The 19,567-nt window shown below is 61.3% G+C and carries 15 protein-coding genes and 3 tRNA genes; 15 read left to right on the top strand and 3 right to left on the bottom strand.

All coding sequences use genetic code 11. The annotated features are described in order from the left end of the window. Positions 1-153: 153 nt before the first annotated feature. Both blaPRC and B2U07_RS01980 read right to left on the bottom strand, forming a co-directional pair. On the bottom strand, positions 154-1,302 hold the full coding sequence (gene blaPRC / locus B2U07_RS01985) for a PRC family class C beta-lactamase (protein ID WP_275544878.1): 1,149 nt from the start codon (positions 1,300-1,302) through the stop codon (positions 154-156). Positions 1,303-1,395: 93 nt separating this feature from the next. Next, complete coding sequence (locus B2U07_RS01980) at positions 1,396-3,231, bottom strand: sigma-54-dependent Fis family transcriptional regulator (protein ID WP_275544879.1); 1,836 nt, start codon at positions 3,229-3,231, stop codon at positions 1,396-1,398. Between the two features lie 259 nt (positions 3,232-3,490). Here B2U07_RS01980 and B2U07_RS01975 point away from each other — a divergent pair, with 259 nt between their 5' ends. Genes B2U07_RS01975 through B2U07_RS01950 form a run of 6 tightly spaced genes read left to right on the top strand, consistent with a single transcriptional unit; the run spans position 3,491 to position 9,434 of the window. Continuing rightward, on the top strand, positions 3,491-4,585 hold the full coding sequence (locus B2U07_RS01975) for an ABC transporter ATP-binding protein (RefSeq protein ID WP_275544880.1): 1,095 nt from the start codon (positions 3,491-3,493) through the stop codon (positions 4,583-4,585). Then, positions 4,585-5,682: an ABC transporter ATP-binding protein gene (locus B2U07_RS01970; RefSeq protein ID WP_275544881.1), complete on the top strand. Its 1,098-nt coding sequence runs from the start codon at positions 4,585-4,587 to the stop codon at positions 5,680-5,682. Before B2U07_RS01975 ends, B2U07_RS01970 begins: the two co-directional genes overlap by 1 nt. Continuing rightward, the gene (locus B2U07_RS01965; protein WP_296275611.1) at positions 5,679-6,542 is read left to right on the top strand and encodes a carbohydrate ABC transporter permease; all 864 of its coding nucleotides are present in this window, start codon (positions 5,679-5,681) and stop codon (positions 6,540-6,542) included. Before B2U07_RS01970 ends, B2U07_RS01965 begins: the two co-directional genes overlap by 4 nt. Before the next feature lie 8 nt (positions 6,543-6,550). Further along, on the top strand, positions 6,551-7,351 hold the full coding sequence (locus tag B2U07_RS01960; protein ID WP_296275610.1) for a carbohydrate ABC transporter permease: 801 nt from the start codon (positions 6,551-6,553) through the stop codon (positions 7,349-7,351). A 12-nt stretch (positions 7,352-7,363) separates the two neighbouring features. Further along, a complete protein-coding gene (locus B2U07_RS01955; protein ID WP_003459912.1) occupies positions 7,364-7,636 on the top strand; it encodes a DUF2160 domain-containing protein in 273 nt (90 codons plus the stop codon). Positions 7,637-7,688: 52 nt separating this feature from the next. After that, on the top strand, positions 7,689-9,434 hold the full coding sequence (locus tag B2U07_RS01950; RefSeq protein ID WP_275544883.1) for an ABC transporter substrate-binding protein: 1,746 nt from the start codon (positions 7,689-7,691) through the stop codon (positions 9,432-9,434). 106 nt (positions 9,435-9,540) lie between these two features. Here B2U07_RS01950 and folD read toward each other — a convergent pair whose 3' ends face one another. Continuing rightward, positions 9,541-10,395: a bifunctional methylenetetrahydrofolate dehydrogenase/methenyltetrahydrofolate cyclohydrolase FolD gene (gene folD, locus B2U07_RS01945; protein WP_197856366.1), complete on the bottom strand. Its 855-nt coding sequence runs from the start codon at positions 10,393-10,395 to the stop codon at positions 9,541-9,543. 269 nt (positions 10,396-10,664) lie between these two features. Between folD and B2U07_RS01940 the strand changes: the two genes are divergently transcribed. The 9 genes from B2U07_RS01940 to B2U07_RS01900 all read left to right on the top strand — a co-directional run bounded on the left by B2U07_RS01940 (position 10,665) and on the right by B2U07_RS01900 (position 19,552). Continuing rightward, positions 10,665-10,741 (top strand) — tRNA-Arg (locus B2U07_RS01940). Positions 10,742-10,779: 38 nt separating this feature from the next. Further along, positions 10,780-10,855, top strand: a tRNA-His gene (locus B2U07_RS01935). Between the two features lie 55 nt (positions 10,856-10,910). Continuing rightward, positions 10,911-10,995: transfer RNA gene (locus tag B2U07_RS01930), tRNA-Leu, on the top strand. A gap of 127 nt (positions 10,996-11,122) precedes the next feature. Beyond that, on the top strand, positions 11,123-12,433 hold the full coding sequence (gene tig / locus B2U07_RS01925; protein WP_197856377.1) for a trigger factor: 1,311 nt from the start codon (positions 11,123-11,125) through the stop codon (positions 12,431-12,433). Positions 12,434-12,527: 94 nt separating this feature from the next. Beyond that, complete coding sequence (gene clpP / locus B2U07_RS01920; protein WP_197856378.1) at positions 12,528-13,169, top strand: ATP-dependent Clp endopeptidase proteolytic subunit ClpP; 642 nt, start codon at positions 12,528-12,530, stop codon at positions 13,167-13,169. Positions 13,170-13,276: 107 nt separating this feature from the next. Next, positions 13,277-14,557, top strand: coding sequence for an ATP-dependent Clp protease ATP-binding subunit ClpX (clpX, locus tag B2U07_RS01915; protein WP_090428603.1), 1,281 nt, complete (start codon positions 13,277-13,279; stop codon positions 14,555-14,557). A 149-nt stretch (positions 14,558-14,706) separates the two neighbouring features. Continuing rightward, the gene (lon, locus tag B2U07_RS01910) at positions 14,707-17,103 is read left to right on the top strand and encodes an endopeptidase La (RefSeq protein ID WP_296275603.1); all 2,397 of its coding nucleotides are present in this window, start codon (positions 14,707-14,709) and stop codon (positions 17,101-17,103) included. A gap of 134 nt (positions 17,104-17,237) precedes the next feature. After that, the gene (gene hupB, locus B2U07_RS01905) at positions 17,238-17,510 is read left to right on the top strand and encodes a nucleoid-associated protein HU-beta (RefSeq protein WP_003239952.1); all 273 of its coding nucleotides are present in this window, start codon (positions 17,238-17,240) and stop codon (positions 17,508-17,510) included. A gap of 194 nt (positions 17,511-17,704) precedes the next feature. Then, complete coding sequence (locus tag B2U07_RS01900) at positions 17,705-19,552, top strand: SurA N-terminal domain-containing protein (RefSeq protein ID WP_275544885.1); 1,848 nt, start codon at positions 17,705-17,707, stop codon at positions 19,550-19,552. Positions 19,553-19,567 lie beyond the last annotated feature (15 nt).

Here is a 19,567-nt window from a genome sequence, read left to right as displayed (position 1 = left end):
TGCGGTGTCTAGATTCCGACTGTGTCGGCGCCGCACAAGTTGCAATAACCTGTACGGCCGCGGAGATTGGGCTGGAGAGGGCGGCACGCGCCGCAAAAGAAGGGGCGGGACCGTTCTGGTCCCGCGGTGCAAGGCAGGCTTGGTCTTCGCCGGTCAGTCGCCCGAGGGTTGCAGTGCCGCGATGATCTGCAGGGCGAGGCGCACGCGCTCGGCATTGGGGTAGTTGCGATTGGCGAGTATCACAACGCCGGTATCACGCGCCGGCAGCAGCAGGATGTAGGCGCCGAAGCCATTGGTCGAGCCTGTCTTGTTCAGCAGCAGGTCGCCCTCGGCTGGTTTCGGCACGCTGAAGCGTTCTACGGGCTGGGGTTGCAATGCCATGTCGGCGGAGTTGCCGGCCTGCAACTTTTCCAGGCTGATGGGATAGGTGTAGCGCTCCCAGCCCAGGGCCTGCGTCATGTCGCCGACCTGATAGTAGCCACGATGAGTGGCGCTGATGGCCTGGCGTAGCGGTGCCGGCAATTGCTCCTGATGCAGGTTGGCGTCGATGAAGTGCAGCATGTCGGCGGCGCTGGATTTCAATCCGTAGGCCTCGGCGTCCAGCGCCCCGGGATTTACCCGCACGGCCTTGTCGTCGCGGTAGCCCCAGGCATAACGGTGCATGTCCTCGGCCGGTATCTTCACGTGGCTCTCCTGCATGCCCAACTGCGGCAGCAGGTCCTGCTCCATCAACTGCTGAAATGGCTCGGCCAGGCTGGCCGCCGCCAGGTGGCCGAACAGACCGATGCTGGGGTTGGAATACAACCGTTGCGTGCCCGGCGCATACACCGCCTGCCAGTTGCGGTAGTAATCGAGCATCGTCGTATCGTCGCTGACCGCGTCGGGAAACTGCAATGGCAGGCCGCCGGCCGTGTAAGTGGCCAGATCCAGCAGGCTGATGTGATCGAAGGCGCTGCCTTGCAGGGCCGGCAGGTATTGGCTGGCGTTGTCGCTGAGGTTCAGCGTGCCGCGCGCTTCGGCGTAGGCGCCGAGGGTGGCGGTGAACAGCTTGCTGATCGACCCCAGCTCGAACAGGGTGTGGCGATCCACGGCCTGGCCGCTTTCGCGCGATGCGACGCCGTACTCGAAGAAATGTGATTGCCCCTTGTGGCTGATGGCAATGGCCATGCCGGGGATGGCATAGGCCTGCATCATCGATTTTGCTGCGGCGTCCACCTGTGTTTCCAGTGAAGGCGCTGCCGGTGCGTGGCTGGCGGCCAGCAGCGCCAGGGCGGCGAAAAGTGGGCGGTAAAGGTGGCGCATGCTGAGTTCCTTTCGTGGCTGGCGATGCCGGCCCGCTCGGAGTTCGGGCAGGATGGCAAATGTCTGGCTTGGGCTGGTTCTGCGTATAAAGGTTCAGGGCCGCACGCCCTGTTCGCGCAGGCGCTTGTACAGGGTGTTGCGGCTCAGGCCGAGGTGGCGGGCCAGGTAGGAGATATTACCGCCGCAGGCCTGGTACTGGCTGGCAAGATCGCCACTATTCGGCTCGGGATGCGCCGGCAGGTTGGTGTCGGTTGGCAGGTCGAGGAAGAAATCATCCGGCAGGTGCTCGGCGCGGATGGGCTGGTCTTCGGCCATGGCCAGTGCAACGCGCAGCACGCTGGCGAGCTGACGTAGATTGCCGGGCCACGGATGGTGCTGAAACAGCTCCAACACCTCGCGGCTGATGCCGGCGCGCTGGTCGGGTTCGCGGTGCTGCTGCCACAGTTGCTGAAACAGCGCCTGCCTGTCGCTGCGCTCGCGTAGCGGCGGCAGCTCCAGGTTCAGGCCGCTGATGCGGTAGTACAGGTCGGCGCGGAACTGGCCGCTGTCGACGTCCTGGCGCAGCGGGCGGTTGGTGGCCGAGACCAGGCGCACATCGACCGGATGCAGTTCGCTGCTGCCCAGTGGCTGTACGCAGCGCTCCTGCAGCACGCGCAGCAGCCGCGCCTGAACACGCAGGGGCATGTCGCCGATCTCGTCGAGAAACAGCGTGCCCCTGTGCGCCTTGCGGATCAGCCCGATGTGACCTTTCTGGCTGGCTCCAGTAAAGGCGCCTTTCTCATAGCCGAACAGTTCGGACTCCACCAGTTCCGCCGGAATGGCCGCGCAGTTGACCGCGATGAAGGGTTGATCGGCGCGTGAACTGGCGCGATGCAAGGCCCTGACGAACACCTCCTTGCCGGCACCGGTTTCGCCCTGCACCAGAATCGGTATGTCCTTTTCCAGCAGTCGCTCGGCCTGGCGGATGGCCTTATCCATGCGCTCATCACCGAGGCTCAGGGTGTGCAGTTGTGGCTCTTCGGACGTGCTCGGCGTGACGGGCGGGCGGAAATCACGCGCCTGAATCGGTACGGGTCGGGCAGGGCGCCGTACCCGCGCGTGGAAACGAAAGCGGCCGCTGGTGCGCAGATTGAATGGCTGGCCGTCCGGCTGGTTGAGCAGCTGCTGCAGCGGTACGTCGAACAGTTGCTCGATGGCGCCGTAGGTCAGGGGTTGGCCGAGCAGGTTGTCGGCGCGGCGGTTGGCGGACACCACATGGCCCTGTTCATCGAACACCACCAGGCCGGCCCAGGGGCTGTCGAGGTTGTCCAGGCTGGTATTGAAACTGAGCAGGTGGTACTGGTCGGCGAACAGCTTGAGGATCAGGCGGTTCTCCACGGACTGGCTCATCATCTTGACCATGCCCAGGGTGTGCGCCGGCGGCAGGTAGCTGTCGCTGGACACATCCAGCACGGCGATCATGCGCCGTTGTTCGTCGAAGATCGGCGAGGCCGAGCCGGTCATGAAGCGGTTGGCCTTGAGGAAGTGCTCGTCGTGCTGAATGTGCACGGCCTGCCCGCAACTCAGCGCGGTGCCGATGGCGTTGGTGCCGGTGTAGCGTTCCAGCCAACTGGCGCCGGCGACGAAACCGGCGGCCTGACGTGGCTCGATGAAGCGCTGGTCGCCCCAGGATTGCAGCAGCCGGCCCTGGTCGTCGGCGAGCATGATCAGGCAGTTGGAGTTGGAAAGGATGGTGTCGTAGTAGGGCAGCACTTCTTGATGGGTGGTCTGCACCAGGGCCTGACGGCTTTCCAGCAGGGCCGAGAGTTCGCCGGTAGGCGGCGGATCGAAGCGGGGTGCGCTCTGGTGGGTCAGGCCATAGTCACGACAGCGCGACCAGGACTCCTGGATGATGGTGTCGTGCGCCGGGACGCGGGCAGCTTCTGTCATGGTGCGATCTCTTCTTGTTGGTTCGCGATCTGCGCCGCGATCGATCCAGTCTCGTTCAAGATTGTTCAAAGTCAACGAACGAATTGTTCAGTTGTTCACATCTGACTGTTCAAAAGTGTTCAGTGAAAGCCGGGCTGAAAAAGCCTCGTTGGCAGGTTTTCGATTTCCATCAATTAGATACGTCGGATTTCAAGGCGCTGGCACGCTTGTCGCAATCGATGTTCGCAATCGAATGGCACGACAAGAAAAAGGACAGGCCATGTCGCTCAAGCTCGAACACGTCACCCGTATCGTCGATGGCCAGGTGCATATCGACGATGCCTGCCTCAGTTTCGAACCTGGCTCTTTCAATGTTCTGCTCGGTCGCACCCTGGCCGGCAAGACCAGCCTGATGCGCCTGATGGCCGGGCTGGATCGGCCCAGCAGCGGCCGTGTGCTGATGAACGGCGCCGATGTCACCGGTGTGCCGGTGCGCCAGCGCAACGTGTCGATGGTCTATCAGCAGTTCATCAACTACCCGACCCTGACGGTGTTCGAAAACATCGCCTCGCCGCTGCGTCAGGCCGGTGTGGCCAGGGAGCTGATCATCGAGAAGGTCGAGGCCACGGCACGCATGCTGCGTATCGACAAGCTGTTGCCGCGCTACCCGCTGGAGCTCTCCGGCGGCCAGCAGCAGCGCACGGCCATGGCCCGGGCGCTGGTCAAGGACGCATCCTTGATCCTCTTCGATGAGCCCCTGGTCAACCTGGACTACAAGCTGCGCGAAGAGCTGCGCCAGGAGATGCGCGAGCTATTCCAGGCGCGCCATACCATCGCCATCTACGCCACCACCGAACCCAACGAGGCGTTGGCCCTCGGCGGCACCACCACCATCCTGCACGAGGGGCGGGTGGTGCAGAGCGGCAAGACCGCCGAGGTCTACCACCGCCCGCAACAGGTGCTGGCCGCCGAGCTGTTCTCGGAGCCTGCGATCAACCTGATGCCGGGGCGCATCAGCGGCTCCGAGGTGAGCTTCGCCGACTGCGTGCACTTTCCGCTCAACCCCGATCTGCGCGGCATCGCCGAGGGCGAGTACCGCTTTGGCGTGCGTCCCAGCCATATCGGCCTGGTGCCGTCCAACGACGATGATCTGGAGCTGGCGGTAACCGTCGAGCTGGCCGAGATCAGCGGCTCGGAAACCTTCCTCCACGTGCGCAACGAGCAGTTCGTGTTGGTGCTGCACCTGCCGGGCGTGCACGAGTACGCGGTGGATACCCCGATCCTGATCTATATCCCCACCCACAAGCTGTTCGTCTTCGCTGCCGATGGGCAATTGGTGCAGGCGCCCAGTCGCCGCCAGGGGAGGGCCGCCTGATGGCCGAGATTCGTTTGCACAACCTGGCGCACAGCTACAGCGGCACGCCGAAAGCGCCGGAAGACTACGCGATTCGCGAGATGAACCACATCTGGCAGCAGGGCGGCGCCTACGCGCTGCTGGGGCCGTCGGGCTGCGGCAAGTCGACGTTGCTCAACATCATCTCCGGCCTGCTCAGTCCTTCACAGGGCGAGGTGCAGTTCGATGGCAAGGCGGTCAATACGCTGTCGCCGCAAGAGCGCAACATCGCCCAGGTTTTCCAGTTCCCGGTGGTCTACGACACCATGACGGTGTTCGACAACCTGGCCTTCCCGCTGCGCAACCAGGGCATGGACGAAGCGCGGGTGATGAGCAAGGTGCACGAGATCGCCGAAGTGCTGGAGCTGCACCCGCTGCTGCACAAGAAGGCGCGTAACCTCACCGCCGACGAGAAGCAGAAGGTCTCCATGGGCCGCGGCCTGGTGCGTGACGACGTGTCGGCGATCCTCTTCGACGAGCCGCTGACGGTGATCGACCCGCACCTGAAGTGGAAGCTGCGGCGCAAGCTCAAGCAGATCCACGAGCAGTTCAACATCACCATGGTCTACGTCACCCACGATCAGCTGGAGGCTTCCACCTTCGCCGACAAGATCGCGGTGATGTACGGCGGGCAAATTGTCCAGTTCGGCACCCCGCGCGAGCTGTTCGAGCGCCCTGGGCACACTTTCGTCGGCTATTTCATCGGCAGTCCGGGCATGAATTTGATCGAGGTGCAGCGCTGCGAGGGCGGAGTGCGCTTCGCCGATACCGTGCTGCCGCTCTCCGACGCGCTCAACCAGCGCTTGGCCGAACTGGACGGCACGCGTCTGCAGGTCGGTATCCGTCCCGAATTCGTGCACATCTGGGACGGCGCTTATGAAGACGCGCTGTGCGCCCGCGTGCTGCACGTCGAGGACCTCGGCACCTACAAGATCCTCACCTTCGACCTCGATGGTCAGGTGCTCAAGGCACGTCTGCAGGAAGACCAGCCGGTGCCGCGCGAGCAGGTGTACCTGAGCTTCCCGGCTCAGTGGCTGATGCTCTACGCCGACGACTATCTGGTGGAGGTGGCGCCATGAAGGTGCAGAACAACAAGGCCTGGTGGCTGGTGCTGCCGGTGTTCCTGCTGGTGGCGTTCAGTGCCATCGTGCCGATGATGACGGTGGTCAACTACTCGGTGCAGGACATCTTCGACCCGTCCACCCGCTACTTCGTTGGCGTCGACTGGTATCGCCAGGTGCTGCAGGATCCGCGTCTGCACGACTCGCTGCTGCGCCAGTTCATCTTCTCCGCTTGCGTGCTGCTGATTCAGATTCCGTTGGGCATCGCCATCGCCCTGTGCATGCCGACGCGCGGGCGCTGGGCTTCGCTGTGTCTGATCCTGATGGCCATTCCGCTGCTGATTCCGTGGAACGTGGTCGGCACCATCTGGCAGATCTTCGGTCGCGCCGACATCGGCCTGATGGGCTGGACGCTGAACAAGCTGGGCATCAGCTACAACTACGCCTCCAACACCATGGACGCCTGGGTCACGGTGCTGATCATGGACGTCTGGCACTGGACCTCGCTGGTGGCGCTGCTGTGCTATTCCGGGCTGCGCGCCATTCCCGACGTCTACTACCAGGCGGCGCGCATCGACCGCGCGTCGAGCTGGGCGGTGTTCCGCCATATCCAGTTGCCCAAGCTGAAAAGCGTGCTGCTGATCGCGGTGATGCTGCGCTTTATGGACAGCTTCATGATCTACACCGAGCCGTTTGTGCTCACCGGCGGCGGGCCGGGCAACGCCACCACCTTCCTCAGCCAGACCCTGACGCAAATGGCCATCGGCCAGTTCGACCTGGGCCCGGCCGCGGCGTTCTCGCTGGTGTACTTCCTGATCATCCTGCTGGTGTCCTGGCTGTTCTACTCCGCCATGACCCACGACGACAAAACCCGCTGAGGCCGACCATGATGCTGCGCAAACGTCTGGCACTGCTGATCTACTTCTTGTTTCTGCTGGTGCCGATCTACTGGCTGCTGAACATGTCGTTCAAGAGCAACACCGAGATTCTCGGCGGGCTCAGCCTGTGGCCGCAGAACTTCACCCTGGACAACTACCGGGTGATCTTCACCGATCGCAGCTGGTACGAGGGCTACCTCAACTCGCTGTATTACGTCAGCCTCAACACGCTGATCTCGCTCAGCGTGGCGCTGCCAGCGGCCTATGCCTTCTCGCGCTACCGCTTTCTCGGCGACAAGCACCTGTTCTTCTGGCTGCTGACCAACCGCATGACGCCGCCGGCGGTGTTCCTGCTGCCGTTCTTCCAGCTGTATTCGTCCATCGGCCTGTTCGACACCCATATCGCCGTGGCGCTGGCGCACTGCCTGTTCAACGTGCCGCTGGCGGTGTGGATTCTCGAGGGCTTCATGTCCAGCGTGCCGAAGGAAATCGACGAGACGGCCTATATCGACGGCTACAGCTTTCCGAAATTCTTCGTGAAGATCTTTATCCCGCTGATCCGCTCCGGCATCGGCGTCACGGCCTTCTTCTGCTTCATGTTCTCCTGGGTCGAGTTGCTACTGGCGCGCACCCTGACCTCGGTGGACGCCAAGCCCATCGCCGCGGTGATGACCCGTACCGTGTCCGCCTCGGGCATCGACTGGGGTGTGCTGGCCGCTGCCGGGGTGCTGACCATCATCCCGGGGATGCTGGTGATCTGGTTCGTTCGCAACCATGTGGCCAAGGGCTTCGCCCTCGGTCGCGTGTAAGGGAGGTTCGTCATGAGCTGGATGGCCTGGACTCTACCGACCGCGCTGTTCTTCGCCGGCATCGCCGTGCTGCTGGCCGGCATGACGCTGGTCGAGCTGCGCTGGCCGTGCGTCGAGCGCAAGGGTTTTCTGCCGATCACCACCACCCGCGGTGATCGGCTGTTCATCGGTCTGCTCGGCAGCGCCTACCTGCACCTGCTGGTAATAGGCGTGACCGACTGGAGCGTGTGGATAGCCTCGCTGCTATCACTGTTGTGGTTGTGCGCAGTCATGCGCTGGGGCTGAGCCGGGCTGCCGCCGGTATGCCTCTCCCCAATATCCTGAGATGGAGGTCTCTATGTTCGTCGACAATAACAACAAGACCCGACATAGCATGGCGTTGGCTGCCTTGCTGGCGTTGTCCGGTTTGAGCGGTGCGGCCTGGGCGGATGCCTATGAAGAAGCCGCGAAGAAATGGATCGCTGATGAGTTCAACCCCTCGACCCTGACGCCCGAGCAGCAGCTCGAAGAACTGAAATGGTTCATCAAGGCCGCCGAGCCGTTCCGCGGTATGAATATCAGCGTGGTGTCGGAAACCATCACCACCCACGAGTACGAGTCCAAGGTGCTGGCCAAGGCCTTCAGCGAGATAACCGGGATCAAGCTCAAACACGACCTGCTGCAGGAAGGCGATGTGGTCGAGAAGCTGCAGACGCAGATACAGTCGGACAAGAACATCTATGACGGCTGGGTCAACGACTCCGACCTGATCGGCACGCATGCGCGTTACGGCAAGGCGGTGGCGATCAGCGACATGATCGAGGGCGAGGCCAAGGACTTCACTTCACCGACCCTGGATCTCGACGATTTCATCGGCATTTCCTTCACCACCGGCCCGGACAAGAAGATCTACCAGTTGCCTGACCAGCAGTTCGCCAACCTCTACTGGTTCCGTGCCGACTGGTTCGAGCGTCCGGAACTGAAGGCCAAGTTCAAGGAAATCTACGGCTACGAGCTGGGCGTGCCGGTCAACTGGTCGGCCTACGAGGACATCGCCGAGTTCTTCTCCAAGCACGTCAAGGAAATCGACGGTCAGCGCGTCTACGGCCACATGGACTATGGCAAGAAGGACCCGTCGCTGGGCTGGCGCTTCACCGATGCCTGGTTCTCCATGGCCGGCGGTGGCGACAAGGGCCTGCCCAACGGCCTGCCGGTGGACGAATGGGGCATTCGCGTCGACGGCTGCCGGCCGGTGGGTTCCAGCGTTGCCCGTGGTGGTGACACCAACGGCCCGGCGGCGGTGTTCGCCACACAGAAGTATGTCGACTGGATGCGCCAGTACGCGCCGCCGGAAGCGCAGGGCATGACCTTCTCCGAGGCCGGGCCGGTGCCGGCGCAGGGTGCTATCGCTCAGCAGATCTTCTGGTACACCGCCTTTACCGCTGATATGACCAAACCAGGCCTGCCGGTGGTCAACGAGGACGGCACGCCGAAATGGCGCATGGCGCCGTCGCCCAAGGGCCCGTACTGGGAGGAGGGCATGAAGCTCGGCTATCAGGACACCGGTTCCTGGACCTTCCTCAAGTCCACCCCGGAGAAGCAGCGCCTGGCCGCCTGGCTCTATGCGCAGTTCGTCACCTCCAAGACCGTGTCGCTGAAGAAGACCCTGGTCGGCCTGACGCCGATTCGTGAGTCGGACATCAACTCCGATGCGATGAGCGAAGTCGCGCCCAAGCTCGGTGGGCTGGTGGAGTTCTACCGCAGCCCGGCGCGCGTGCAGTGGACGCCGACCGGCACCAACGTGCCGGACTATCCGCGCCTGGCGCAGCTGTGGTGGCAGTTCATTGCCGAAGCCGCGAGCGGCGACAAGACTCCGCAGCAGGCGCTCGATGGTCTGGCCGCAGCGCAGGACACCATGCTCGGTCGTCTGGAGCGTTCCGGTGTGCTGGGTGAGTGCGGGCCGAAGCTGAACGAGCCGCGCGATCCACAGTACTGGTTCGACCAACCGGGTGCACCGAAGCCCAAGCTGGCCAACGAGAAACCCAAGGGTGAGACCATCGCCTACGATGAGCTGCTCAAATCCTGGGAGCAGGCGCGCAACTGAGGCGCGCGGCTGAAGCCATTCCTGTGGGAACGGCTGGGCGGCATTCCGCTTCAGCCGCGATAAAAAACGGCACCCTTGGGTGCCGTTTGTCATTCTATCGCGTCGCCTACTTATGCAGGTGCTCTGCCGCGTGCAGGGTGTTTTCCAAAAGACCCGCGCGAGTCATCGGGCCAACGCCACCCGGCACCGGGGTGATCCAGCCGGCGCGGGGCAGGGCGGTCTCGTAGACCACATCGCCGACCAGCTTGCCGTCTTCCTGGCGGTTGATGCCGACGTCGATGACGATGGCGCCTTCCTTGACCCATTCACCCTTGACCAGGCCCGGCTTGCCGGCCGCGACCACGACGATATCGGCCTGGCCTACGTGGCCAGCCAGATCCTTGGTAAAACGGTGGGTAACGGTTACGGTGCAACCGGCCAGCAACAGCTCCATCGCCATTGGGCGGCCGACGATGTTCGAGGCGCCAACCACCACTGCGTGCAGGCCATACAGATCGACGCCGGTGCTTTCCAGCAGGGTCATGATGCCTTTCGGTGTACAGGGGCGCAGCAGCGGCATGCGCTGAGCCAGGCGGCCGATGTTGTAGGGGTGGAAGCCATCCACGTCCTTGTCCGGACGAATACGCTCGAGCAGCAGGGACGAGTCCAGATGCTCAGGCAGCGGCAGCTGTACCAGAATGCCGTCGATGGTCGGGTCTTCGTTGAGCTCGTCGATCAACGCGAGCAGATCGGCCTGGCTGGTCTCTGCCGGCAGATCATAGGCGCGGGAAAGAAAGCCGACTTCTTCGCAATCCTTGCGTTTATGTGACACATAGACCTGGGAGGCAGGATCGGTGCCGACCAGGATCACAGCCAGGCCTGGCGCACGAAGGCCTTGCTGGCGGCGTTCGGCGACACGTTGGGCAATCTGCTGGCGGAGGCTGGCGGCGATCGCCTTGCCGTCGATCAGTTGTGCGGTCATTGCGCTGGTTAACCATTAATAAGGATGAAAAAAGGACGCGCATTCTCGCATGGGCGCTCACCTGGGCAAAGGCGCCTGCCGTCGATTTAGCGTAACTCCTTTAAATCGCTGAATTTTTTTGAAAATTTCTGTTGACGAGGTTGGGAGGCGTCTATAACATTCGCCCCGCTTCTCAGGAACAGCCACTCGCTGGGTGAGACGGCAAAAGCCAAGCCCTGGTGGTGAGGTTGGAGCCGAAAGCTTCTAAGTCTGCGCTAGCGGATGGATAAGCGCCCGTAGCTCAGCTGGATAGAGCATCCGCCTTCTAAGCGGATGGTCGCAGGTTCGAGTCCTGCCGGGTGCGCCATTTGGCGATCAGGCAATATGAGTAGCAAATGCAATATGGTGGGCGTAGCTCAGTTGGTAGAGCACAGGATTGTGGCTCCTGGTGTCGTGGGTTCGATTCCCATCGTCCACCCCATATTCCAAAGCGCCAGGCCCAAAGCCTGGCGTTTTTGTTTTAGGCTTCAAACCACGCGGACGTGGTGAAATTGGTAGACACACCAGATTTAGGTTCTGGCGCCGCAAGGTGTGAGAGTTCGAGTCTCTCCGTCCGCACCATCTTACAAATCCCCCCGTATTGCCGCCTGCTTCTAGGGTGACTTCTTAATATCGACCCTCTAGAATGCTTGGCCTTGAATTCGGGGCCGGTTCGAGCCGGCTTTTGTCTGTGCAACGAGGAATATCCATGCAAGTTTCTGTTGAAAGCACTTCTGCTCTTGAGCGCCGCATGACCGTCGGCGTACCCGTCGAGCGCATCGAGACTGAAGTCAACAAGCGTCTGCAGCAGACTGCCCGTCGTGCCAAGGTTCCTGGCTTCCGTCCTGGCAAGGTGCCGATGAGCGTTATCCGTCAGCGTTACGAAGACGCCGCTCGTCAGGAAGCGCTGGGCGACCTGATCCAGGCTACCTTCTACGAAGCCGTGGTCGAGCAGAAGTTGAACCCGGCTGGCGCTCCGGCTGTCGAGCCGAAGTCCTTCGAGAAGGGCAAGGACCTGGAATACGTTGCCACCTTCGAAGTGTTCCCCGAGTTCGAAGTGTCCGGTTTCGACTCCATCGCCATCGAACGCCTGCAGGCTGATGTGGCCGACAGCGATGTCGACAACATGCTGGATATCCTGCGCAAACAGAACACCCGTTTCGAAGCTGCCGAGCGTGCGGCTGAAAATGGCGATCAGCTGAACATCGATTTCGTCGGCAAGATCGACGGCGAAGCCTTCGCGGGCGGCAGTGCCAAGGGCACTCAGCTGGTGCTGGGCTCCGGTCGCATGATCCCGGGCTTCGAAGACGCCCTGGTCGGTGCCAAGGCCGGTGAAGAGCGCGTGATCAACCCGACCTTCCCCGAGGACTACCAAAACCTCGATCTGGCCGGCAAAACCGCCGAGTTCACCGTCACCGTGAACAGCGTTTCCGCTCCGCAGCTGCCTGAGCTGAACGACGAGTTCTTCGCCCTGTTCGGCATCAAGGAAGGTGGCCTGGAAGGCTTCCGCGCCGAAGTTCGCAAGAACATGGAGCGCGAACTGCGCCAGGCCATCAAGTCCAAGGTCAAGAACCAGGTGATGGACGGCCTGCTGGCTGCCAACCCGGTCGAAGTGCCGAAGGCGCTGATCGGCAACGAAGTGAACCGTCTGCGCGTGCAGGCTGTTCAACAATTCGGTGGCAACATCAAGCCTGATCAACTGCCGGCCGAACTGTTCGAAGAGCAGGCCAAGCGCCGCGTCGTGCTGGGCCTGATCGTCGCCGAGGTGGTCAAGCAGTTCGACCTGAAGCCGGACGAAGCCCGCGTTCGCGAGCTGATCGAAGAGATGGCTTCGGCTTACCAGGAGCCTGAGCAGGTCGTGGCCTGGTACTACAAGAACGACCAGCAGATGAACGAAGTGCGTTCGGTTGTACTGGAAGAGCAAGTTGTAGATACTGTTCTGCAGAAGGCCAACGTGACCGATAAAGCGGTTTCCTACGAAGACGCAGTCAAGCCGGCGGAAGCTCCTCAAGCCGACTGATCTGGTAACCTCGTTCGAGTACACCACCATAAGCCAGCCTCCGTGCTGGCTTATGTGTATTTGAGACATGACTATTAGGGAGTGAGCGCAAGACATGTCCCGCAATTCTTTTATGCAAAACATGCCTGAAATCCAGGCCGCTGGCGGCCTGGTGCCGATGGTCATCGAGCAGTCCGCTCGTGGCGAGCGTGCCTATGACATCTACTCGCGCCTGCTCAAGGAGCGTGTGATCTTCGTGGTCGGCCAGGTCGAGGACTACATGGCCAACCTGATCTGCGCCCAGTTGCTGTTCCTGGAAGCAGAGAATCCGGACAAGGACATCCACCTGTACATCAACTCGCCGGGTGGTTCGGTCACTGCCGGTATGGCGATCTATGACACCATGCAGTTCATCAAGGCGGACGTGTCCACCACCTGCATCGGTCAGGCCTGCAGCATGGGTGCGTTCCTGCTGGCTGGCGGCGCCAAGGGCAAGCGTTTCTGCCTGCCGAACTCGCGTGTGATGATTCACCAGCCGCTGGGCGGCTTCCAGGGCCAGGCTTCGGATATCGAAATCCATGCCAAGGAAATCCTGTTTATCCGTGAGCGCCTGAACGAACTGCTGGCGCACCACACGGGTCAGAGTCTGGAAACCATCGAGCGCGACACCAACCGCGACAATTTCATGAGCGCTTCGCGCGCCGTGGAATATGGTCTGGTCGATGCTGTGCACGAAAAGCGTCAAATGCCGGTCTAGATGAGGCACCGGCTGCGGGCATCCCTCAATGACGCGACCTGCGCCCTTGAAAATGCCCGCATTTGCCTTCATCTTGTGTTTCAAGCCTACCGTATTGGATTGATCGAATGACTGACACCCGTAACGGTGAGGACAACGGCAAACTGCTTTATTGCTCCTTCTGCGGCAAAAGCCAGCACGAAGTGCGCAAGTTGATCGCCGGTCCTTCCGTCTTCATCTGCGACGAATGCGTCGACCTGTGCAACGACATCATCCGTGAGGAGGTGCAGGAAGCCCAGGCCGAGAGCAACGCGCACAAACTCCCGGCACCCAAGGAAATCAGCGCCATCCTCGATCAGTACGTGATCGGCCAGGAGCGCGCCAAGAAGGTGCTGTCGGTAGCGGTGTACAACCACTACAAGCGTCTGAACCAGCGCGACAAGAAAGACGATGTCGAACTGGGCAAGAGCAATATCCTGCTGATCGGTCCGACCGGTTCGGGCAAGACGCTGCTGGCCGAAACGCTGGCGCGCCTGCTCAACGTGCCGTTCACCATCGCCGATGCCACCACCCTGACCGAAGCCGGTTACGTGGGTGAGGACGTCGAGAACATCATTCAGAAGCTGCTGCAGAAGTGCGACTACGATGTCGAGAAGGCCCAGATGGGCATCGTCTACATCGACGAAATCGACAAGATCTCGCGCAAGTCCGACAACCCGTCGATCACCCGCGACGTGTCGGGCGAGGGCGTGCAGCAGGCGCTGCTCAAGCTGATCGAAGGTACCGTCGCCTCGGTTCCGCCGCAGGGCGGGCGCAAGCATCCGCAGCAGGAGTTCCTCCAGGTCGATACGCGCAACATCCTGTTCATCTGTGGTGGTGCGTTCGCCGGCCTGGAGAAAGTCATCCAGGCGCGTTCGACCAAGGGCGGCATCGGTTTCGGTGCGGAAGTGCGCAGCAAGCAGGAAGGCAAAAAGATCGGTGAATCCCTGCGTGAGGTCGAGCCGGACGATCTGGTCAAATTCGGCCTGATCCCCGAGTTCGTCGGTCGCCTGCCGGTGATCGCGACGCTGGAAGAGCTGGACGAGGCTGCCCTGGTGCAGATCCTCACCGAGCCGAAGAACGCGCTGACCAAGCAGTACGCCAAGCTGTTCGAGATGGAAGGCGTGGATCTGGAGTTCCGCTCCGATGCGCTGAAATCCGTGGCGCAGAAGGCGCTGGAGCGCAAGACTGGTGCGCGTGGTCTGCGTTCGATTCTCGAGGGCATTCTGCTCGACACCATGTACGAAATCCCGTCCCAGCAGGACGTGAGCAAGGTGGTGATCGACGAGAGCGTCATCGAGGGTTCGTCCAAGCCGCTGCTGATCTATGAAAACAGCGAGCCGCCGGCGAAGGCCGCGCCAGACGCCTGACAGCTGTTACACGATGCAAAGAAGGGGCCCTTTGGGCCCCTTCGCTTTTCTGGACATTGCGCTTGTTTTTTACGGGAGCTACCCCCATCTTAAAAGCCAAGGGTAATCCCGCCTGTTTACGGCCTTATGGCCGCCGCTGAGCCGAAATCATGAAGACAACCATCGAATTGCCTCTCCTGCCATTGCGCGATGTAGTGGTCTATCCGCACATGGTCATCCCGCTTTTCGTCGGGCGTGAGAAATCCATCGAGGCCCTCGAGGCAGCCATGACGGGTGACAAGCAGATTCTGCTGGTGGCCCAGAAGAACCCGGCCGTCGATGACCCGGATGATCAGGATCTATACCGCGTTGGCACCGTTGCCACCGTTCTGCAGCTGCTCAAACTGCCCGACGGTACCGTCAAGGTGCTGGTCGAGGGCGAGCAGCGCGGTTCCATCGAGCGTTTCATCGAGCTCGATGATCATTGCCGCGCTGAAGTGCAGTTGATCGAGGAGGGCGAGACTGCCGAGCGCGAGTCCGAGGTTTTCACTCGAAGCCTGCTCAGTCAGTTCGAGCAGTACGTGCAGTTGGGGAAGAAGGTTCCGGCCGAAGTGCTGTCCTCGCTCAACAGCATCGATGAGCCCAGCCGCTTGGTCGACACCATGGCCGCGCACATGGCGCTGAAGATCGAGCAGAAGCAGGAAATCCTCGAGATCACCTCGCTGTCCGCTCGCGTGGAGCACGTGCTGGCGCTGCTGGATGCCGAGATCGACCTGCTGCAGGTCGAGAAGCGTATCCGTGGTCGCGTGAAGAAGCAGATGGAGCGCAGCCAGCGCGAGTACTACCTGAATGAGCAGATGAAGGCCATTCAGAAGGAGCTGGGCGATATCGACGAAGGCCACAACGAAATCGATGAACTAAAGAAGCGCATCGACAACGCCGGCCTGACCAAGGAAGCGTTGACCAAGGCCAATGCCGAGCTGAACAAGCTCAAGCAGATGTCGCCGATGTCTGCCGAGGCCACCGTGGTGCGCTCCTACATCGATTGGCTGGTGAATGTGCCGTGGAAGGCCGAGAGCAAGGTGCGCCTCGACCTGACGCGAGCCGAGAGCATCCTCGATGCCGACCATTATGGCCTGGAAGAGGTCAATGAACGCATCCTCGAGTATCTCGCCGTGCAGAAGCGGGTGAAGAAGCTCAAGGGGCCGGTTCTGTGCCTGGTCGGCCCGCCCGGCGTGGGCAAGACCTCGCTGGCGGAGTCCATTGCCACCGCCACCAACCGCAAGTTCGTGCGCATGGCGCTGGGCGGCGTGCGTGACGAGGCCGAGATTCGTGGTCACCGCCGTACTTATATCGGTTCGATGCCGGGCCGTTTGATTCAAAAGATGACCAAGGTCGGGGTGCGCAACCCACTGTTCCTGCTCGACGAGATCGACAAGATGGGCCAGGACATGCGCGGCGATCCTGCGTCTGCGCTGCTGGAAGTGCTCGATCCGGAGCAGAATCACAACTTCAACGATCACTATCTGGAGGTCGATTACGACCTGTCGGATGTGATGTTCCTCTGCACCGCCAACTCGATGAACATCCCCGGCCCGTTGCTGGATCGTATGGAAGTCATCCGCCTGCCGGGCTATACCGAGGACGAGAAGGTCAACATCGCCATCAAGTACCTGGCACCGAAGCAGACGCAGGCCAACGGCCTGAAGAAGGGCGAGCTGGAGTTCGATGAGGCGGCCATCCGCGACATCATTCGTTACTACACGCGCGAGGCGGGTGTACGCAGCCTGGAGCGGCAGATCGCCAAGGTATGCCGCAAGGCGGTGAAGGAGCACGTGCGCGAGAAGCGTTTCCAGGTTCGCGTCACGGCAGAGTCGCTGGAGCATTTTTTGGGCGTGCGCAAACATCGCTACGGCCTTGCCGAGCAGCAGGACCAGATCGGCCAGGTGACCGGTCTGGCCTGGACTCAGGTGGGTGGCGAGCTGCTCACCATCGAGACGGCGGTGGTGCCCGGCAAGGGCGTGCTGATCAAGACCGGTTCGCTGGGCGACGTGATGGCAGAGTCCATGACGGCCGCCATGACCGTAGTGCGCAGTCGCGCAAAAAGTCTGGGGATTCCCGCTGATTTCAACGAGAAGCGCGACGTTCACATCCATATGCCCGAAGGTGCGACGCCGAAGGATGGGCCGAGTGCGGGTATCGGCCTGTGCACGGCGCTGGTCTCGGCGCTGACACAGATTCCAGTGCGCGCCGACGTGGCCATGACCGGTGAAATCACTCTGCGCGGTCAGGTGCTGGCCATCGGCGGTTTGAAGGAAAAACTTCTGGCTGCTCATCGGGGTGGAATCAAGACCGTGATCATTCCCGAAGAAAATGTGCGCGATCTGAAAGAAATTCCGGAAAATATTAAGCAAGACCTGCAGATTAAACCGGTTAAATGGATTGACGAGGTCCTGCAAATTGCGCTGCAATACGCCCCGGAGCCCTTGCCCGATGCGGCTCCCGAGATGGTTGCAACGGATGACAAGCGCGAGACTGATTCCAAGGAGCGAATCAGCACGCATTAGCCGGGGGGCTTCCTTGACACAATTTTTGAGCCCTTGTTATAAAGCGGCTCTTATTGTGTCGGCAGGCCATCCAGCACCCGCTTTGCTTACACTAAAAATCAAGAAACAACTCAACAGAAATAAGGGGACTTAGAGTGAACAAGTCGGAACTGATCGATGCTATCGCTGCATCTGCTGATATCCCGAAAGCTGTTGCTGGCCGCGCGCTGGATGCAGTGATTGAATCCGTCACTGGCGCCCTGAAGGCTGGTGATTCCGTCGTACTGGTTGGCTTCGGCACCTTCGCTGTCAAAGAGCGCGCTGCTCGCACTGGCCGCAACCCGCAGACCGGCAAGCCGATCAGCATCGCTGCTGCCAAGATCCCGGGCTTCAAAGCTGGCAAGGCTCTGAAAGACGCCGTTAACTAAGCGTCTTCCGGGTTTGCCTCGCCGTCAGGCTCTGTCTGGCGGTTGTTAGGAGGCAGGGCAGGAAGTCGAAGACTTTTCTGCACTGACCGCTTAACGCGTTACGAGAAGGCGCATCCACGGATGCGCCTTTCTTCTATCTGGACATTACCCACACTGCGCGGCTGGTGACTCTGTACAGTCGTTCTGGGGGAAGCATGCTGCAAAACATCAGGGACAATTCACGCGGTTGGATTGCCAAAATCATCATCGGCCTCATCGTCATGCTGATGGCCTTTACCGGTTTCGAAGCCATCGTCACGGGGACCAGCAACCGCAACAATGCGGCTGACGTGAACGGTGACACCATTACCCTCAACGAGCTCAATCAGGCCGTTGAAATGCAGCGCCGTCAGCTCCTGCAGCAACTGGGTCGTGATTTCGACGCCTCGCTGCTCGATGAAAAACTGCTGCGTGAGGCTTCGCTCAAAGGGCTGATCGAGCGCAAGTTGCTGCTGCAGGCAGCCGACGATGCTCACTTCGCCTTCTCGCAAGGCTCGCTGGATCAGGTGATTCTGCAGACTCCCGAATTCCAGGTGGATGGCCGCTTCGATGCCGCGCGCTTCGATCAGGTCATTCGCCAGATGGGCTACACCCGCCTGCAGTTCCGTCAGATGCTGGAAGAGGAAATGCTGATCGGCCAGTTGCGTGCCGGCCTTGGCGCCAGCAGCTTCGTCACCGAGCAGGAGGCGCGTGCGTTCGCCAACCTCGAGCGTCAGACCCGCGATTTCGCCAGCCTGACCATCAAGGCCGATCCGGCTGCGGTGGAGCTGAGCGACAGTGACGTCAAAACCTATTACGACGAGCACGCCGGCGAGTTCATGAGCGCTGAGCAAGTCGTGCTGGAATACGTCGAACTGCAGAAGGACAGCTTCTTCGACCAGGTCGAAGTCAGCGATGAAGACCTGAAGCCGTTGTACGAGAGCGAAATCGCCAATCTGGCCGAGCAACGTCAGGCGGCGCACATTCTCATCGAAGGCGACGACGAAGCTGCGCGCAACAAGATCGAAGAGATCAAGAAGCGTGTCGATGCCGGCGAAGATTTTGCTGCCCTGGCCAAGGAGTTCTCGCAGGATCCGGGCTCGGCCGTCGATGGCGGTGACCTGGGTTACGCCGGTCCTGGCGTGTACGACCCGGCCTTCGAAGAGGCGCTGTATGCGCTGCAGCAGGACCACGTTTCCGAGCCCGTGAAGAGCGAGTTCGGCTGGCACCTGATCAAGTTGCTGGGTGTTCAGGCACCTGAAGTGCCGAGCTTCGACAGCCTCAAGGACAAACTGGCGCATGACTTCAAGGCGCAGCAGGTCGAACAGCATTTCGTCGAGGCGACCAAGCAACTGGAAGATGCCGCGTTCCAGGCATCGGATCTGGCTCAGCCAGCTCAGGAGCTGGGGCTTGAGGTCAAGACCAGCGAAGCCTTCGGTCGTGAAGGAGGCGCTACCGGCATCACCGCCAATCGTCAGGTACTGCAGGCTGCCTTCAGCCCCGACGTTCTGGAAGACGGTGCCAACAGTTCGACCATCGAGCTGGACCCGAGTACCGTAGTTGTCGTGCGCGTGAAACAGCACAACAAGCCCGAGCAGTTGCCAATGGAGCAGGTTGCCGAGAGCATTCGCGGTCACCTGCTGCAGGAGCGCGCTGCCGCTGCTGCCAAGGCCGAAGGCGAGAAGCAATTGGCCGCTGCCGAGGCGGGCGAGGCTGCTGGTGTTGAGTGGCAGGTGCAGGAAGCGGCGACGCGCAGCCAGGACGGCATCGAGCCGAAGGTGCTGCAGGCGCTGTTCCGCATGCCCAAGCCTGCCACGGCGGGTGAGCCGACCTTTGCCGGGGTGACGCTGAACAATGGCGACTACGTCGTGCTGCGTCTCGATGGCGTGAACGTGCCGGAAGAAGCGCTGGCTGAAGAAGAACTCGCCATGTACCGCAACTTCCTGGCGTCGCGTGCCGGTCAGCAGGACTTCGCCGCGCTGCGCAAGCAGCTGGAAGCCAAGGCAGACGTCGAGCGGTTCTGATCGCTGTCCGCTACG

Origin of the sequence: Pseudomonas sp. UBA7530 (assembly GCF_002479365.1) — a bacterium.
GTDB lineage: Bacteria > Pseudomonadota > Gammaproteobacteria > Pseudomonadales > Pseudomonadaceae > Aquipseudomonas.
This window is presented reverse-complemented; position numbering and strand designations above follow the sequence as displayed.

Excerpts from the sequence above, each read along its gene's own strand:
- B2U07_RS01950 (WP_275544883.1), top strand. The coding sequence starts at position 7,689 with ATGTTCGTCGACAATAACAACAAGACCCGACATAGCATGGCGTTGGCT.
- clpP (WP_197856378.1), top strand. The coding sequence starts at position 12,528 with ATGTCCCGCAATTCTTTTATGCAAAACATGCCTGAAATCCAGGCCGCT.
- folD (WP_197856366.1), bottom strand. The coding sequence starts at position 10,395 with ATGACCGCACAACTGATCGACGGCAAGGCGATCGCCGCCAGCCTCCGC.
- B2U07_RS01900 (WP_275544885.1), top strand. The coding sequence starts at position 17,705 with ATGCTGCAAAACATCAGGGACAATTCACGCGGTTGGATTGCCAAAATC.
- B2U07_RS01975 (WP_275544880.1), top strand. The coding sequence starts at position 3,491 with ATGTCGCTCAAGCTCGAACACGTCACCCGTATCGTCGATGGCCAGGTG.
- B2U07_RS01970 (WP_275544881.1), top strand. The coding sequence starts at position 4,585 with ATGGCCGAGATTCGTTTGCACAACCTGGCGCACAGCTACAGCGGCACG.
- tig (WP_197856377.1), top strand. The coding sequence starts at position 11,123 with ATGCAAGTTTCTGTTGAAAGCACTTCTGCTCTTGAGCGCCGCATGACC.
- lon (WP_296275603.1), top strand. The coding sequence starts at position 14,707 with ATGAAGACAACCATCGAATTGCCTCTCCTGCCATTGCGCGATGTAGTG.
- B2U07_RS01980 (WP_275544879.1), bottom strand. The coding sequence starts at position 3,231 with ATGACAGAAGCTGCCCGCGTCCCGGCGCACGACACCATCATCCAGGAG.
- B2U07_RS01960 (WP_296275610.1), top strand. The coding sequence starts at position 6,551 with ATGATGCTGCGCAAACGTCTGGCACTGCTGATCTACTTCTTGTTTCTG.
- B2U07_RS01965 (WP_296275611.1), top strand. The coding sequence starts at position 5,679 with ATGAAGGTGCAGAACAACAAGGCCTGGTGGCTGGTGCTGCCGGTGTTC.
- blaPRC (WP_275544878.1), bottom strand. The coding sequence starts at position 1,302 with ATGCGCCACCTTTACCGCCCACTTTTCGCCGCCCTGGCGCTGCTGGCC.
- clpX (WP_090428603.1), top strand. The coding sequence starts at position 13,277 with ATGACTGACACCCGTAACGGTGAGGACAACGGCAAACTGCTTTATTGC.
- B2U07_RS01955 (WP_003459912.1), top strand. The coding sequence starts at position 7,364 with ATGAGCTGGATGGCCTGGACTCTACCGACCGCGCTGTTCTTCGCCGGC.